Origin of the sequence: Pseudomonas sp. NPDC089996 (assembly GCF_044748405.1) — a bacterium.
Classification (GTDB): Bacteria; Pseudomonadota; Gammaproteobacteria; order Pseudomonadales; family Pseudomonadaceae; genus Aquipseudomonas.
Genome location: NZ_JBIVGA010000006.1, coordinates 276,495 through 289,680 on the forward strand (window position 1 = coordinate 276,495; position 13,186 = coordinate 289,680).

At 62.4% G+C, this 13,186-nt stretch carries 15 protein-coding genes; 10 read left to right on the plus strand and 5 right to left on the minus strand.

The features are described 5' to 3' along the window. Positions 1-19: 19 nt before the first annotated feature. Together ACIPW4_RS13175 and ACIPW4_RS13180 are read right to left on the minus strand one after the other, a co-directional pair. On the minus strand, positions 20-1,429 hold the full coding sequence (locus ACIPW4_RS13175) for an MFS transporter (RefSeq protein WP_400658420.1): 1,410 nt from the start codon (positions 1,427-1,429) through the stop codon (positions 20-22). 172 nt (positions 1,430-1,601) lie between these two features. Further along, on the minus strand, positions 1,602-2,489 hold the full coding sequence (locus ACIPW4_RS13180; RefSeq protein WP_400658422.1) for a LysR family transcriptional regulator: 888 nt from the start codon (positions 2,487-2,489) through the stop codon (positions 1,602-1,604). Positions 2,490-2,601: 112 nt separating this feature from the next. Between ACIPW4_RS13180 and ACIPW4_RS13185 the strand changes: the two genes are divergently transcribed. The 7 genes from ACIPW4_RS13185 to ACIPW4_RS13215 all read left to right on the plus strand — a co-directional run bounded on the left by ACIPW4_RS13185 (position 2,602) and on the right by ACIPW4_RS13215 (position 10,086). Next, positions 2,602-4,326: an acyl-CoA dehydrogenase family protein gene (locus ACIPW4_RS13185; protein ID WP_400658424.1), complete on the plus strand. Its 1,725-nt coding sequence runs from the start codon at positions 2,602-2,604 to the stop codon at positions 4,324-4,326. Positions 4,327-4,343: 17 nt separating this feature from the next. Continuing rightward, on the plus strand, positions 4,344-5,531 hold the full coding sequence (locus ACIPW4_RS13190) for a CaiB/BaiF CoA transferase family protein (protein ID WP_400658426.1): 1,188 nt from the start codon (positions 4,344-4,346) through the stop codon (positions 5,529-5,531). Positions 5,532-5,599: 68 nt separating this feature from the next. Beyond that, a complete protein-coding gene (locus ACIPW4_RS13195; protein WP_400658428.1) occupies positions 5,600-6,802 on the plus strand; it encodes a 3-oxoadipyl-CoA thiolase in 1,203 nt (400 codons plus the stop codon). Positions 6,803-6,851: 49 nt separating this feature from the next. Beyond that, complete coding sequence (locus ACIPW4_RS13200; RefSeq protein ID WP_400658430.1) at positions 6,852-8,102, plus strand: OprD family porin; 1,251 nt, start codon at positions 6,852-6,854, stop codon at positions 8,100-8,102. 109 nt (positions 8,103-8,211) lie between these two features. Beyond that, a complete protein-coding gene (locus ACIPW4_RS13205; protein WP_400658432.1) occupies positions 8,212-8,739 on the plus strand; it encodes a DUF3455 domain-containing protein in 528 nt (175 codons plus the stop codon). Positions 8,740-8,842: 103 nt separating this feature from the next. After that, positions 8,843-9,391: a sigma-70 family RNA polymerase sigma factor gene (locus ACIPW4_RS13210; RefSeq protein ID WP_400658434.1), complete on the plus strand. Its 549-nt coding sequence runs from the start codon at positions 8,843-8,845 to the stop codon at positions 9,389-9,391. After that, positions 9,388-10,086, plus strand: a complete 699-nt coding sequence (locus tag ACIPW4_RS13215) for an anti-sigma factor domain-containing protein (protein ID WP_400658436.1) — start codon at positions 9,388-9,390, stop codon at positions 10,084-10,086. The genes ACIPW4_RS13210 and ACIPW4_RS13215 overlap by 4 nt, the downstream gene beginning before the upstream one ends. Before the next feature lie 109 nt (positions 10,087-10,195). Here ACIPW4_RS13215 and arfB read toward each other — a convergent pair whose 3' ends face one another. Continuing rightward, positions 10,196-10,609, minus strand: a complete 414-nt coding sequence (gene arfB, locus ACIPW4_RS13220; RefSeq protein WP_400658438.1) for an alternative ribosome rescue aminoacyl-tRNA hydrolase ArfB — start codon at positions 10,607-10,609, stop codon at positions 10,196-10,198. A 330-nt stretch (positions 10,610-10,939) separates the two neighbouring features. On the opposite strand from arfB, the gene ACIPW4_RS13225 reads away from it, so the two are divergent. Further along, the gene (locus ACIPW4_RS13225; RefSeq protein WP_400658634.1) at positions 10,940-11,173 is read left to right on the plus strand and encodes a type II toxin-antitoxin system Phd/YefM family antitoxin; all 234 of its coding nucleotides are present in this window, start codon (positions 10,940-10,942) and stop codon (positions 11,171-11,173) included. Positions 11,174-11,181: 8 nt separating this feature from the next. After that, positions 11,182-11,466, plus strand: coding sequence for a type II toxin-antitoxin system RelE/ParE family toxin (locus ACIPW4_RS13230; RefSeq protein WP_400658440.1), 285 nt, complete (start codon positions 11,182-11,184; stop codon positions 11,464-11,466). Positions 11,467-11,558: 92 nt separating this feature from the next. On the opposite strand, the gene ACIPW4_RS13235 is transcribed toward ACIPW4_RS13230, so the two are convergent. Together ACIPW4_RS13235 and ACIPW4_RS13240 are read right to left on the minus strand one after the other, a co-directional pair. After that, on the minus strand, positions 11,559-11,822 hold the full coding sequence (locus tag ACIPW4_RS13235) for a DUF3077 domain-containing protein (RefSeq protein WP_400658442.1): 264 nt from the start codon (positions 11,820-11,822) through the stop codon (positions 11,559-11,561). 126 nt (positions 11,823-11,948) lie between these two features. Beyond that, complete coding sequence (locus ACIPW4_RS13240; protein WP_400658444.1) at positions 11,949-12,191, minus strand: hypothetical protein; 243 nt, start codon at positions 12,189-12,191, stop codon at positions 11,949-11,951. A 379-nt stretch (positions 12,192-12,570) separates the two neighbouring features. On the opposite strand from ACIPW4_RS13240, the gene ACIPW4_RS13245 reads away from it, so the two are divergent. Continuing rightward, positions 12,571-13,080, plus strand: a complete 510-nt coding sequence (locus ACIPW4_RS13245; protein ID WP_400658446.1) for a hypothetical protein — start codon at positions 12,571-12,573, stop codon at positions 13,078-13,080. Positions 13,081-13,186: the final 106 nt, after the last annotated feature.

Genomic DNA, 13,186 nt, shown 5'->3' on the forward strand with positions numbered 1-13,186 from the left:
ATATCTACTTGCGCAGCGGTCAGATGGCGCCAGGTGCGCGTGCGCCCAGCCCGGCGGGTTGGTTGGCTGGCGCATGAGCCGGTTCATCACCTGCCAGATTCAGCGAGTCGGCCTGCTCCGCCATCGAGTGATCCTTGGCGTGGATGCCGGTGCGGTTGATCAGCATGATCGAGGCCACCAGCGAGACCACCGCGTACAGCGCAGAGGCCACGGCCACCCAGAAGATCCCACCCGTGGAGTTGAGAACCCACTGCGCCAGCACCGGCGTGCCACCACCGATCAGCAGCGAGCATAGCTGGTAAGCCAGCGAAAGCCCGGTGTAGCGGATGCGCGCGGGGAACGCTCGGGCCAGCATGCCGCCGACCGCACCGTAGAACATCGCATGGGGAATGGTCGCCAGGCACATCCCGGCCGCAGCCAGCCAGTACACCTTGGATTCAACGGCGTAGAACATCATCGGCATGAACAGCAGTTCGGGGATGAGCATGATCGCCACCGCCTTGCGCATGTCGATGCGAGAGGCGAGCAGTGCGCCAACTGGCTGGAAGATGAACTGCACGATCAGCGCCAGGACAATGATGCTGAGAAAGGTATCCTGCGTGTAACCAAGCGTCTTGCTGGCCCAGGACAGCGCGAAGGTGGTCTTGAAGTAGGTAACGTGGATCACCGGCAGCACCAGCGCGCCCAGCAGAACCAGGCGCCAGTGCTTCTGCAGCACTTCGGCGACTGGCAGCTTGACGGTCTTCTTCTGCGCGATGAGCTTCTTCATGTCGTCGGATTCTTCCAGCTTCAGCCGGATCACCATGCCGACTATCACCAGCATGGCCGAGAGCAGGAATGGAATGCGCCAGCCATAGGAAATGAACTCCGGCGTGGGCATGGCGCTGAGGGCGAAAAACACCAAGGTTGCCAGCAGGTTCCCGGTCGGTGAGCCCTGCTGGGCGAACGAGGCGTAGAGGATGCCCTTGCCCTTGGGCGCATGTTCGCTGGCGATGAGGATGGCACCCCCCCACTCGCCACCCACGGCAATGCCCTGGATGACCCGCAACAGTACCAGGCCTATCGGCGCCCAGATGCCGATGGACTCATACGACGGCAGCAGGCCGATGCCGGTGGTGGCGATCCCCATCATCACCAGCGTGATGACCAGGGTGGTCTTGCGGCCGATCTTGTCACCCATGTGACCGAATATCAGGCCGCCGATCGGGCGGGCAATGAAGCCTGACCACAACGTGACGAAGGCCAGCAACGTGGCGACGCCGGGATCGAGGTCGGAAGGAAAGAATACGTTGCCAAAGACCAGGGCAGCGGCAAAACCGTAGATATAGAAGTCATACCATTCGATGGTAGTGCCAATAAAAGAGGCAAGCCCAGCGCGCCTTGCCTTGGCTGTCTGAGTCTTCAGGTCGGGGGCAGTCGTAATGCTCATGGACTCATCTCATTATTGTTGTTTGGGTGTGAATACATGACGGCAGACCATCAGGCAGGCATGAATTCAAGATCGAGTGCTGAGCGGCGAGTGTAGGGAGCCAGACTGGAAATAAATATTCTTTTATTATTATCGTGTCATATGTATTTGCTTATCGTAGCGGTGCCAGCTTTCATACGGTCGGCAGGTATTCCCGCAGTGTCTTGAGGAAGGCCTGCCGCGACACCGCCGGTGCCGCCTCGGGGTAGATGGCGTGCGTTTCCGATAGGGCCCCGGCTTGGTCGATCTCGGCGTAGTAGAGGTTGTCCGGCCAGGCCTGGGACAGGGTCTTGGGGACCAGCGCTACGCCCATGCCCATGCTCACCATGGTCACGATGGTCTGCCACAACCGTGCCTCGTGGCGGATGATCGGGCTGAATCCCGCGCCCACGCAGCGGGCCACGATCAGGTCGTGGTAATGCGGGGATACTGCTCGAGGGAAGAGGATGAAGCCTTCGTCGCGCAGGTCTGCCAGGTCGATTTTCCGGCGCCCGGCCGCCGGGTGGCTGGCCGGTACGCAGCAGACGAACGGGTCGGCGATGACCAGCTCCGACGCCACGCCAGGCGAGGTCATGCCGCCATGCACGAAGCCCAGGTCGATCTGCCCGCGCTGGATGGCAGTCATCTGCTCGGCGCTGTTCATCTCGATAAGCACCACTTCCACGCCGGGGTTGCTCTGCTGGAAACGCTCGACTGCCTGGGGCAGGCCACGGTGCAGCATCGAGTTGACGAAGCCGATGCGCACACGGCCGATGAAGCCGGCCGCCGAGCGCTTGGTCAGGGCTTTCATCTGTTCCACCTGCACCAGCAGGTTGCGCGCTTCGGCCAGCAGGGTTTCGCCAGCGCCGGTCAGTTTGACGAACTTGTTGGTGCGCACGAACAGCTGCGTGTCGAGCTGTTCCTCGAGTTTCTTGATGTCGAAGCTCAGCGCCGGTTGCGAGATGAACAGGCGGGCGGCGGCGCGGCCGAAATGCAGCTCTTCGGCCACGGCGATGAAGTAGCGCAAGTGTTTGAGGTCCATCCGCCAGCTCCTACGATCTGTTTTTTTTATCGTAGGGTCTTTTTTTTGTATTGGATAGTTATCGAAGCGATTCCTAGGATCGGGGACAACAAAAACAACCAGGACGTCCCCGATGACCGCCGCACACCCAAGCCTCTCGACCACCGAGAGCAATATCCCCGACAGCGCAGGCATCAACCTGTTCGATGCCGATGCCAGCCTGGGCCGGCTGCTCGAGCTGTACATCCCGGCGGCCGAGCTGGCCCGCTGGAGGCCGACGCTGGAGCGCCTGGGTGCCCGCGCCGGTGGCGAGCTGGACCAGCTGGCGCTGTCCGCCGACAAGAACGCGCCTGCCCTGCAGCAGCGCACCCGCCGAGGCGAAGCGCTGCAGAGCATCCTCAAGCATCCCGACTACGTGGCCCTGGAGCGTGTGGCCTTCGGCGAGCTGGGCCTGTCGCGCATGAGCCATGTCGAGGACCGTTCCTCGCCCTTGATCAAGTACGCGCTCACCTACCTGTTCGTCCAGGCGGAATTCGGCCTGTGCTGCCCGGTGAGCATGACCGACTCGCTGACCCGCACCCTGCGCAAGTTCGGCGATGACGCCCTGGTGCAGCGCTACCTGCCGGCGCTGACCGACCCCAACTTCGAAACGCTGTTCCAGGGTGCCATGTTCATGACCGAGCAGGCGGCGGGCTCCGACGTCTCCGGCACGGTGACCGAGGCGCGCAAGCATGACGGGGCCTGGAAGCTCTACGGCGACAAGTGGTTCTGCTCCAACGCCGACGCCGACCTGGCCATGGTCCTTGCCCGCTCCAACGATCAACCGGGCCTCAAGGGCGTCAGCCTGTTCCTGCTGCCCAAGGTGCTCGACGACGGCTCGCGCAATGCCTATCGGATCATTCGCCTGAAGGACAAGCTCGGCACCCGCTCCATGGCCAGCGGCGAGATCGAGCTGCAAGGCGCCACCGCGTACCTGGTGGGCCAGGAGGGTCGCGGCTTCCAGCAGATGGCCGACATGATCAACATGTCGCGGCTGTCCAATGGCGTGCGTTCGGCCGGCATGATGCGACGCGCCTTGACCGAAGCCCTGTACATCGCCCGCCATCGCCGGGCGTTTGGCAAGGCGCTGATCGAAATGCCACTGATGCAGCGCCAGTTGCTGAAGATCATGCTGCCGACCGAGCAGGCCCGTTCGATGTTCATGCAGATCGCCACCTTGCTGCCCAAGGCCGATGCCGGCGAGCAAGCGGCGCAGAAGTGCGTGCGCATCCTCACGCCACTGGTGAAGTTCCGCGCCTGCCGCGATGCCCGCAGGGTCACCGGCGATGCCATGGAGGTGCGCGGCGGCGTGGGCTACATCGAGGAATGGAGTGACGCCAGGCTGGTGCGCGATTCGCACCTGGGTTCGATCTGGGAAGGCACCAGCAACATCGTGGCGCTGGACATCGCCCGCGCCACGGTGCGTGAGGGCGCCCTGGGGCCATTGACCGAGTATCTGCAAGGCTTGTTGGCCGAAGCCGGATTGCCCGACGCGTCCAAGGCCTTGTTCGAGCGGGTTCTGCACACTGCCAGCCAAGGCATGCGCAACGTCGCAGCGCACGATCGTACTGAAGAAGTCCGCCACAGCGGCAGCGCGCTTTACCACATCACCACGGCCATCTTCATGGCCTGGGAGGCGATGCGCATCGGCGACTTCCGCCGCCTGGCCCTGGCCCATCTGGTGCTCCAGCACAAGTTGCTGCCCAGTGATCCGCTGCAACCGCTGCACACGCCCGAGCAGGCTCAGGTGCTGGCCCAGGTTGCATCCGAACAAGCCATCGACCTCGCTGCGGCGCTGTCGTTGCTGCCACGTCGCTGATCCGGGAGCGCAGAACCATGAACAACAAGACTGGCGCCCTTGGCGGCATCAAGGTCGTCGACCTCAGCCGCGTGCTGGGCGGCCCCTACTGCACCCAGGCCCTGGCCGACCACGGCGCCGAGGTGATCAAGCTGGAACCGCTGAGCGGCGACGAAACCCGCGGCTGGGGCCCGCCCTTCGATGGCGACCTGGCAGCCTACTTCAAGGGCGTCAACCGCAACAAGCTGAGCCTGGCCGTGGACCTCTCGGTGGCCCAGGGCAAGGATGTGCTGATTCGCCTGCTGGAAGATGCCGACGTCCTGGTCGAGAACTTCAAGCCTGGCACCCTGGAGCGCTGGGGGCTGGGCTACGACACCTTGAAAACCCGCTTCCCAGGGCTGATCCACTGTTCCATCACCGGCTTTGGCGCCGATGGGCCGTTGGGTGGGCTGCCAGGCTACGACGCGGTGATCCAGGCCATGGCCGGCCTGATGAGCGTGAACGGCGACGAGCAAAGCGGCCCGACCCGCGTCGGCTTGCCGGTTGTCGACCTGGTGACCGGTCTCAACGCCCTGACCGGCGTGCTGCTAGCCCTGGCCGAACGCACCCATAGCGGCCAAGGGCAGCACGTCGATATCTCGCTCTACGATTGCGGCATGTCGCTGTTGCACCCGCATGTGCCCAACTACCTGGCTTCGGGCAAGCTGCCCAGGCTCACCGGAAATGCCCACCCGAACATCTGCCCTTACGACAGCTACCAGTCGGGGAGCGTCCCGGTGTTCCTGGCCATCGGCAACGACGGACAATTCCGCAAGCTCTGCGCGTTCATCGAAGCCGGCACGTTGCCCGATGACCCGCGCTTCGCCAACAACGCTCAGCGTCTGCGCCACCGCGATGCACTCAAAGCGTTGCTGGAGGAGAGGCTGGCCGACCACGACGGCCTGCTGCTCGCCGAGCAGCTGATGGCGCGCGGCGTGCCGTGCGGCGCCATCGCCAATGTCCAGGCCGTGGTCGATCACCCGCATACCCAGCATCGACAGATGATCTGGCGCCAGGGTGATTACCAGGGCCTGGGTTCGCCGATCAAGTTGTCGCGCACACCGCCTGCGTTGCGCCACTCGCCACCACAGCTGGGCGAACACACCCGCACGGTGCTGGCGAGCCACGGCTTCGATGCCGAGGCGATTGCCAGCCTTGAGGCCAACGGCGTGATCCCGGCCCGATAACCCAACCCTTTTTCCGTGCCGTGGCGCCTGGGATGGGCGCCGCGCACGGCTTTTTCCAGAGAACCACCATGCTCGATGCCTACCTCTATTCCGGGCTGCGCAGCCCGTTCGGCCGCCATGCTGGCGGCCTTGCCCCGTTGCGGCCCGACGACCTTGCTGCTGCGGTGCTGGCGCAGGTGATGGAAACCTCCGGGTTTCCACTTTCCGCACTCGATGAAGTCATTCTCGGCTGCACCAACCAAAGCGGCGAGGACAGCCGCAACGTCGCCCGCCATGCCGCGCTGCTGGCCAAACTGCCTTGCTCGGTCCCGGGCATTACCGTCAACCGCCTGTGCGCCAGCGGGCTGTCGGCGGTGATCGACGCGGCCCGGGCGATCACCTGCGGGGAGGGCGACCTGTACCTGGCGGGCGGCGTCGAGAGCATGTCCAGGGCGCCGTTCGTGATGAACAAGTCGGCGACGCCGTTCAGCCGTTCGGTCGAGCTGTTCGACAGCACCATCGGCGTACGCTTTCCCAATGGCCGGCTGATTGCCCAGTACGGCAATCACAGCATGCCGGAGACGGCCGACAACCTGGCCGCGCAGATGCAGATCAGCCGCGAGGAGGCCGACGCCTACGCCGCGGCCTCCCAGGCGCGCTACCAGGCGGCGTTGCGGGACGGTTTCTTCGCCGGCGAGGTCATGCCCATTGCCGTGCCAGCAGGGCGCAGGGGCGAGATGCTGGAGGTCGATGCCGACGAGCATCCACGGCCAGAGTCGGATGTGGCGGCGCTGGCGCGTTTGCCCGCCTTGTTCCCGGGTGGCGTGGTCACGGCGGGCAACGCGTCCGGTATCAATGACGGCGCCGCCGCACTGGTGATCGGCAGCCGGCAGGTGGGCGAGCGGCACGGGGTGAAGCCGCTGGCAAGAATCCTGTCTTCCGCAAGCATTGGCGTGGAGCCCAGGATCATGGGTATCGGCCCGCACCAGGCCATCCTCACTGCCCTGCAACGCGCCCAGCTGACCCTCGACCAGGTCGATCTCATCGAAATCAACGAAGCCTTCGCCGCCCAGGTGCTGGCCTGCCTGAAAGCCTTGGGCCTGCCGTTCGACGACCCACGCGTGAACCCTCACGGCGGGGCCATCGCCGTGGGCCATCCCCTGGGTGCTTCCGGCGCGCGCCTGGCGCTCACCGCAGCGCGCAGCTTGCACCAGCGCAACCAACGCTACGCGGTGGTCAGCCTTTGCGTGGGTGTCGGCCAGGGCGTGGCCGTGGTTCTGGAGCGCTGCTGACCCTCGAGCGGGAGCACGTTCGCGCCCGCATTGTTCGTCTGGAGAACACATGTACAACAACAATAAGACCACTGTTTTCCTCTTCACCACGCTGGCCGGCTGCAGTGGCCTGGCAGTGGCCGAAGGATTCGTCGAGGATGGCAAGGCCACCTTGTCGATGCGCAACTTCTACATGAACCGCGATTTTCGCGACGGGGCAGGGCGCTCGAAAAGCGAGGAGTGGGCCCAGGGGTTTCTGCTCGACTATCGCTCGGGGTACACCCCTGGCACTGTGGGCTTCGGCGTGGACATGCTGGGCAAGCTGGGTATCAAGCTTGACTCCAGCAGCGACCGCGCCGGCACCGGGCTGCTGCCGGTGCAGGAAGATGGGCAGGCTGCCGACAGTTATTCGCGGCTGGGCGCCGCGGCGAAGGTGCGGGTGGCCAGGAGCGAGTTGAAGGTCGGCACTTTGGTGCCCAAACTACCGACGGTGCAGCCCAACTACGGGCGGCTGTTCCCGCAGATGTTCCAGGGTGGGGTACTGACTTCCAACGATCTCGCCAACACCACGCTGACCCTTGGCCGGCTCGATGAAGTCAGCCAGCGCAACGAGTCAGGCCAGGGCAGCATCGCGCTGTACAACCGCAACGGTCGCTTCCGCACGGCGGCACCTGCCGATCATTTCTATCTGGGCGGGGTGGACTACCAATGGAACAAGCACTGGTCCACCAGCTACCACTACGGCAAGCTCGACGACGTCTATGCGCAGCACTTCATCGGCATGAAAGGGCGCACGGCCGTGGGCAGCGATGCGCTGGAGCTGGACCTGCGGCTGTCGATCAGCGACGACACCGGCGGCGCGGCGGGCGGCAAGATCGACAACCGCGCCTTGAACGGCATGCTCACCTATCGCCAGCACGCCGGCCATGCCTTTGGCCTGGGGTTGCAGAAAATGAGCGGGGGCAGCGCCTTCCCGTACCTCGATGGCACCGACCCGTACCTGATCAACTTCGCCCAGTATGGCGATTTCTCGGAGCAGAACGAGAGGTCCTGGCAGCTGCGCTACGACTATGACTTTGCCGCCAGCGGACTACCGGGGTTGAGTTTCATGTCGCGCTACTTCCACGGCCAGAATGCCAAGGTGCTGGGGCATGACTCGGGCAAGGAATGGGAGCGCGATACCGATATCAAGTACGTGATCCAGGGCGGCCCGTTAGCGGGCGTGGGGATCACCTGGCGCAATGCGACCTACCGGTCCTCATTCACGCGTGACGTGGATGAAAACCGCTTTTATCTGAGCTATGAAGTGCCGCTTTTGTAACCTTGTTTTGCGCGAGATGCATTCAGTGCATCCATTGTGGCCGTTGGCGGGTAGTGCTAATGGGTGGTCTGTGACTGCCCAGCCAATTGACCTGTCAGGAGCACTGCCCATGAACCTCAAACCCTCCGCCTGCCTGCTCGCCTGCTGCCTCACCCTGGCGCTGCAGCCAACCCAGGCCCGGTCCGCGCTGCCAGATGCAGTCAAGGTCCCCGATGGCCACCGCGTCATGCTCGAAACGGTCGGCATCGGCGAGATCACCTACGAGTGCCGCGACAACGCCAACACACCAGGCCAGACCGAATGGACCTTCGTTGGCCCCAAGGCAGTGCTCAAGGACCGTGCCGGCAAACAGGTGGGCGACTACTTCGGCCCCCCCGCCACCTGGCAGGCCCAGGATGGTTCGAAAGTGACCGGTACGCAGTTGGCCGTGGCACCGGCAGACAAAGGTTCCATACCTTATCAACTGGTCAAGGCCAACCCGGCCGAAGGCAAAGGCGCCATGCAGGGGGTCAGCTATATCCAACGCCTGGCCACCCGCGGCGGCGTGGCCCCGGCCGGCGACTGCACAGCGCAGAACAAAGGTGCCAGGCAGGTCGTCCAGTACCAGGCTGACTATGTGTTCTGGACAGCCAAGTAAAGCGTACGTGAGCGTTCACGTTGCTCGTGATGATCTACGCTCGTTGGCAAGCCCCCGGCTGGATCGCCGGGGTCCCTTGCCTGACTCAAGGAAGCCGTACACGTTGAACTCACCTGCCGCCCCATTCGACTTCCACCGCTGCCTGGAGGCCTGTGCACAGGGCGACCGGCGAGCCTTGCAGGCACTTTACGATCACGAAGGCGCGCGCCTGCTGGGCGTTGCCCGGCGCATAGCCCGCGACGACGCCACCGCAGAAGACATCGTCCACGATGCGTTCATCCGCATCTGGACCCGCGCCGCCAGCTTCGATCCGGCGCGCGGCTCGGCACGCGGCTGGATCTACAGCATCACCCGCCACCTGGCGCTGAACTCGATACGCGATACCCGCCGTGAAACCGTGCTGGACGCAGCCGATATCGACGCGGCGCCTGCAATGCAGGGGGGGCTCGATGACATTGACCTCTGGTCAGGCTCGGCGAAAATCTACCGTTGCCTTGAACAACTGCAGCCCGCACCGCAGCGCTGCATCCTGCATGCCTATGTGGACGGCTGCAGCCATGCCGAGATCGCCGTTTTGCTGGGCGCACCACTGGGCACCGTCAAGGCCTGGATCAAACGCAGCCTCAAGGCGCTGCGGGAGTGCCTGGAATGAAGCCGGACTCATCCGAAGCACTGGACAGCCTCGCCGGGGAATATGTGCTGGGCACCTTGTCGCTCGAGGAGCACGCCGCGCTGGCCGACCGTCTGCGTACCGACCCCGCATTACGTGCCGCCGTGGATGCCTGGGAGGCCCGGCTGCTGGAGCTGACTGCGCTGGCTGATCTGCAGCCACCGAGCGGCCGCCTGTGGGGCCGCATCCAGCGCAGCCTTGACGACGCGGCCGCGCCCGTCACTCAACAGCGAACCCACTGGTGGAAGCGCCTCGGCCTTTGGCAAGGGTTGAGTGTCGCGGGGCTTGCTGCAAGCTTGTTGTTGGCGTTTATCGTGCTGACCACGCCTGCGCCCACTACGCGATACCTGGTGGTGCTGGTGGCGCCGAGCAGCCAGGCACCTGGGTGGGTGGTGCAGGCCAGTGACAATCGCATGATCGAGCTGATTCCGCTTGGTCAGGATGCGGTTCCCGAGGGGATGGCCTTGCAGTTCTGGACCAAGGGCGAGCAGTGGCGCGCCCCGGTTTCGCTGGGCCTGGTCAAGCCAGGCGAACCCTATCGCGTGCCATTGCAGAGCCTGCCACCGCTGGAGGTCAACCAGCTGTTCGAGCTGACGCTGGAGAAAGCAGGTGGCTCGCCAACCGGGCTGCCGACCGGTCCGGTGAAGTTCATTGGCCGGGCGGTAAAAGTGATATGACCCGGTACGCTACCGGGATTGATGCTGGAACACTGCAAGGGCAGGCGGGATGCGGCCCTCGCGCGGTTCAACGCGTCGCTGACCTGTCAGCAACGTTCTATCACCCGTACTAGAAATCCACCTTGCCCCGGCCCGCCTTGACAGTCCCCCGCCTGGCTTTTCCTTCGAGGCGGCGGGTTTTCGAGCCCAGGGTCGGCTTGGTGGGGCGGCGCTTCTTTTCGGTCTTGCCTGCCGCGATGATCAACTCGGCAAGGCGCGCCAGTGCATCAGCACGGTTCTGCTCCTGGGTGCGGTACTGCTGGGCCTTGATGATCAACACGCCGTTGCCGGTGATGCGGCTGTCACGCAGGGCCAGCAGCCGCTCCTTGTAGAACTCCGGCAGCGATGAGGCCGGGATGTCGAAGCGCAGGTGCACGGCGCTGGACACCTTGTTGACGTTCTGCCCACCCGCGCCTTGCGCGCGGATGTAGGTCAGTTCGATGTCGGCATCCGGGAGATGCACGGTGTTGGAGATGGTCAGCATGGCGAGGCCCTTGTAATTGGCCCCATTATCAGATCAATCGCCCGTTCATGAAAGATAGGCAACTGACTGGCACTAAAAGTCGACGCTGCCCGAAAAGCGCACCACGCGCGGTGTGCGTGGCAGATTCCAGGTGATGACGAGGCGTAGGTCGGCAGAGCCAGACCCTTTGTCAGTCAGGCGATGATGCGGGTTGTTGTGCGTAATATGTTGTGTATTATGTGCTGTGTCAGATCGTTTTTTAAGCCAGTAACCAGTAAGAAAGCAGGTCACGAGGAAAGTCATATGACATCCCTATTAGCCAGAGCTGAGCAGGCAGTGTCTGCTACGACGATGGCCAGAACATTCGGCGCCCGATTGAAGGAAGTCACCAGTGGAGAGGCTATCCACCTGGTGATTTTCAAGGACAATGAGCCCGCCGCTGTGCTTATCGGCGTTGATGCCTTTCAAGCAATGCAAGATGAGCTCGAAGATTTGCGCGCCGATCGTCTGGCATCTGAGCGTTTGCTCAGCCTGAATGACGAAAATACAGTGAGCCTCGAAGACATGGAGGCTCGCTTCAGGTAGCCAACACAATGGTCTGGAGTGTCAAGTTTCACCCGCAAGTAGAAGATGACCTCAGGCAGCTCGGTACTGCGGAGGCTCGAAGAATCCTGAAAGTAGTGCGCGAGCGTATGGCTGAAGGAGAACCCGAGAAACTGGGGAAAACCCTTCGTGGGTCACTCGCGGGCTGCCGTCGGATACGCACAGGCGATGTGCGCATCGTCTATCGGATTCAAGGCAGTGAAATCGTTGTAGTCCTATGTGTCGGGGCGCGACGGGATAATGAGGCTTATCAGGCGGCCGTAAAGCGAATTTGAATTGAAACCCCGCCCGTGCGGGGTTTCTTTTTCAACTGAAAATGGCTGTAGGCGACACTGGATCATTTTCATGTCGCCCATCAAAAAGATAATCAGTTTGCCATCCCCAGCTCAGCATCATCCATCAATGCCTTGGCCAATGCACTCAGGTAATGCGCCGCCCAGATCATCATCGGTTTCTCTTCCATCAACCCGATAACGGTCAGTTCCCGCACATAGCCCATCAGTTCCGAGGACTGTTCCCGAGCACTTCGGCAGGGGATACCTGCTTCGATGCGAAACAGTGGATGTGTCTGGTTTTCACCCTGAAAAAAAATGGTCTTGCCAACGGTGAACTTGGAGTCGTCTGTAGTCATTGGTTTCCACTCTGAATCTCCGCTGCCCGGGCTGGCCTCATCGCAGGCAAGCCAGCTCCCACAGGTACTGCGCAAGGCGCAGGCATTCTGGTTTCAGGCCCAACTCAGGCAGCAGATGGTTTCGCCTCAGTGCAGCGTTCGCGGCTCGGTTGGCATCTGTACCTGAATCAGTGCCGCCTCAAGCAGCACACGTAGCGACTCAAGTTCATGGGTCGATGCCATCATCAATGTCGCCGCGGACGACATTGGCTGTAGCATCATGGCTTGCTGCGATATGGCCAGCGCACAGAGTGCGTAGTCCGCAGCTTGAATAAGGGTGTCTTCGAGGGAGTGGGGAGTGCGGGGTGGTTCGGGAACCATCTTCAACATCGCTTATTACCTCTAAATGATGCCGCCACCTGCCTGCTGTCAAACAGAAGGGTGGCAGCTGTACATGGGTTGACAGACCGGCGGAATAAGCAAGTTCCGGCGCACGCGAGCGTGCCCCACGCACAGCCACCATGAAGGGTTAGCTGCATGCTTAATACCGTTACGGCCTGTCAAAGCCGAGTCACTGATGTGCAGTGACAGGCCGAGACTAGAGCGCCAGCAGGGCAGCCGCAACGGAAAATAGGCGGTAGCAGTATCTTTCAGAATCAGACTACGAGGAAGGTAAAAATTCTGACTTTTCGACACATTTGGATAGTCTTTCAACTATGTCGTGGTCAGAACGCTATGCCCACACCTCGGAAAAGCCGCCAGGAATTAAATGAAAAAGTACCTCACCCTAGCAATCGCACTGCTGGCCCCGCTGGTGCTGACGGCCTGCTCCACAACGGGCGCCGGAAAACCACCCAGCGAAACGGCGATCGCAACTGCCAACTACCAGAAAAGCGACCTGTACGGCCTCTGGTACTTCAACGCCGACGACGGCACCTCCCAAGTGCTGTCGCTGTTGCTGCTCAAGGCAGACGGTTCAGCAACCGACTTCCTGATCGTCAGCGATAAAAGCTCGATGCAAAAAGTCGTACAGCAGTCGGCCTGGTCGTATGACGGCAACCGTAATGTCTTCGAGCAGACGATCAGCGAAGTCTCCATCCAGAAAGGCAAGGCTCCGGCGACGGTCACTCATCCGCATGAAGTGATTCGTGCATCGGTCGAACTGGTAAGGCTGGATAACAAAGTGATGGGCATCAAGTTCAAACGGGAAGACGGCGAGGTTACCAGCTACCTCAAGGGCAGCGCCGCCATGCTTGAGAAGCTCAAGCACATCCAGTAGGTGCCTGCCCCCACGCCTTTGTTCGATGGTATGAACGTGTAGGCCACGATTCCTAGCAACGCTCAATTGTTGGGCGATTCAGCGCTGGTGAAACTGTGAAAAACAA

Bases quoted from the DNA above. Each gene is read 5' to 3' on its own strand.
- ACIPW4_RS13175 (WP_400658420.1), bottom strand. From the start codon at position 1,429: ATGAGCATTACGACTGCCCCCGACCTGAAGACTCAGACAGCCAAGGCA.
- ACIPW4_RS13180 (WP_400658422.1), bottom strand. From the start codon at position 2,489: ATGGACCTCAAACACTTGCGCTACTTCATCGCCGTGGCCGAAGAGCTG.
- ACIPW4_RS13185 (WP_400658424.1), top strand. From the start codon at position 2,602: ATGACCGCCGCACACCCAAGCCTCTCGACCACCGAGAGCAATATCCCC.
- ACIPW4_RS13190 (WP_400658426.1), top strand. From the start codon at position 4,344: ATGAACAACAAGACTGGCGCCCTTGGCGGCATCAAGGTCGTCGACCTC.
- ACIPW4_RS13195 (WP_400658428.1), top strand. From the start codon at position 5,600: ATGCTCGATGCCTACCTCTATTCCGGGCTGCGCAGCCCGTTCGGCCGC.
- ACIPW4_RS13200 (WP_400658430.1), top strand. From the start codon at position 6,852: ATGTACAACAACAATAAGACCACTGTTTTCCTCTTCACCACGCTGGCC.
- ACIPW4_RS13205 (WP_400658432.1), top strand. From the start codon at position 8,212: ATGAACCTCAAACCCTCCGCCTGCCTGCTCGCCTGCTGCCTCACCCTG.
- ACIPW4_RS13215 (WP_400658436.1), top strand. From the start codon at position 9,388: ATGAAGCCGGACTCATCCGAAGCACTGGACAGCCTCGCCGGGGAATAT.
- arfB (WP_400658438.1), bottom strand. From the start codon at position 10,609: ATGCTGACCATCTCCAACACCGTGCATCTCCCGGATGCCGACATCGAA.
- ACIPW4_RS13225 (WP_400658634.1), top strand. From the start codon at position 10,940: ATGGCCAGAACATTCGGCGCCCGATTGAAGGAAGTCACCAGTGGAGAG.
- ACIPW4_RS13230 (WP_400658440.1), top strand. From the start codon at position 11,182: ATGGTCTGGAGTGTCAAGTTTCACCCGCAAGTAGAAGATGACCTCAGG.
- ACIPW4_RS13235 (WP_400658442.1), bottom strand. From the start codon at position 11,822: ATGACTACAGACGACTCCAAGTTCACCGTTGGCAAGACCATTTTTTTT.
- ACIPW4_RS13240 (WP_400658444.1), bottom strand. From the start codon at position 12,191: ATGTTGAAGATGGTTCCCGAACCACCCCGCACTCCCCACTCCCTCGAA.
- ACIPW4_RS13245 (WP_400658446.1), top strand. From the start codon at position 12,571: ATGAAAAAGTACCTCACCCTAGCAATCGCACTGCTGGCCCCGCTGGTG.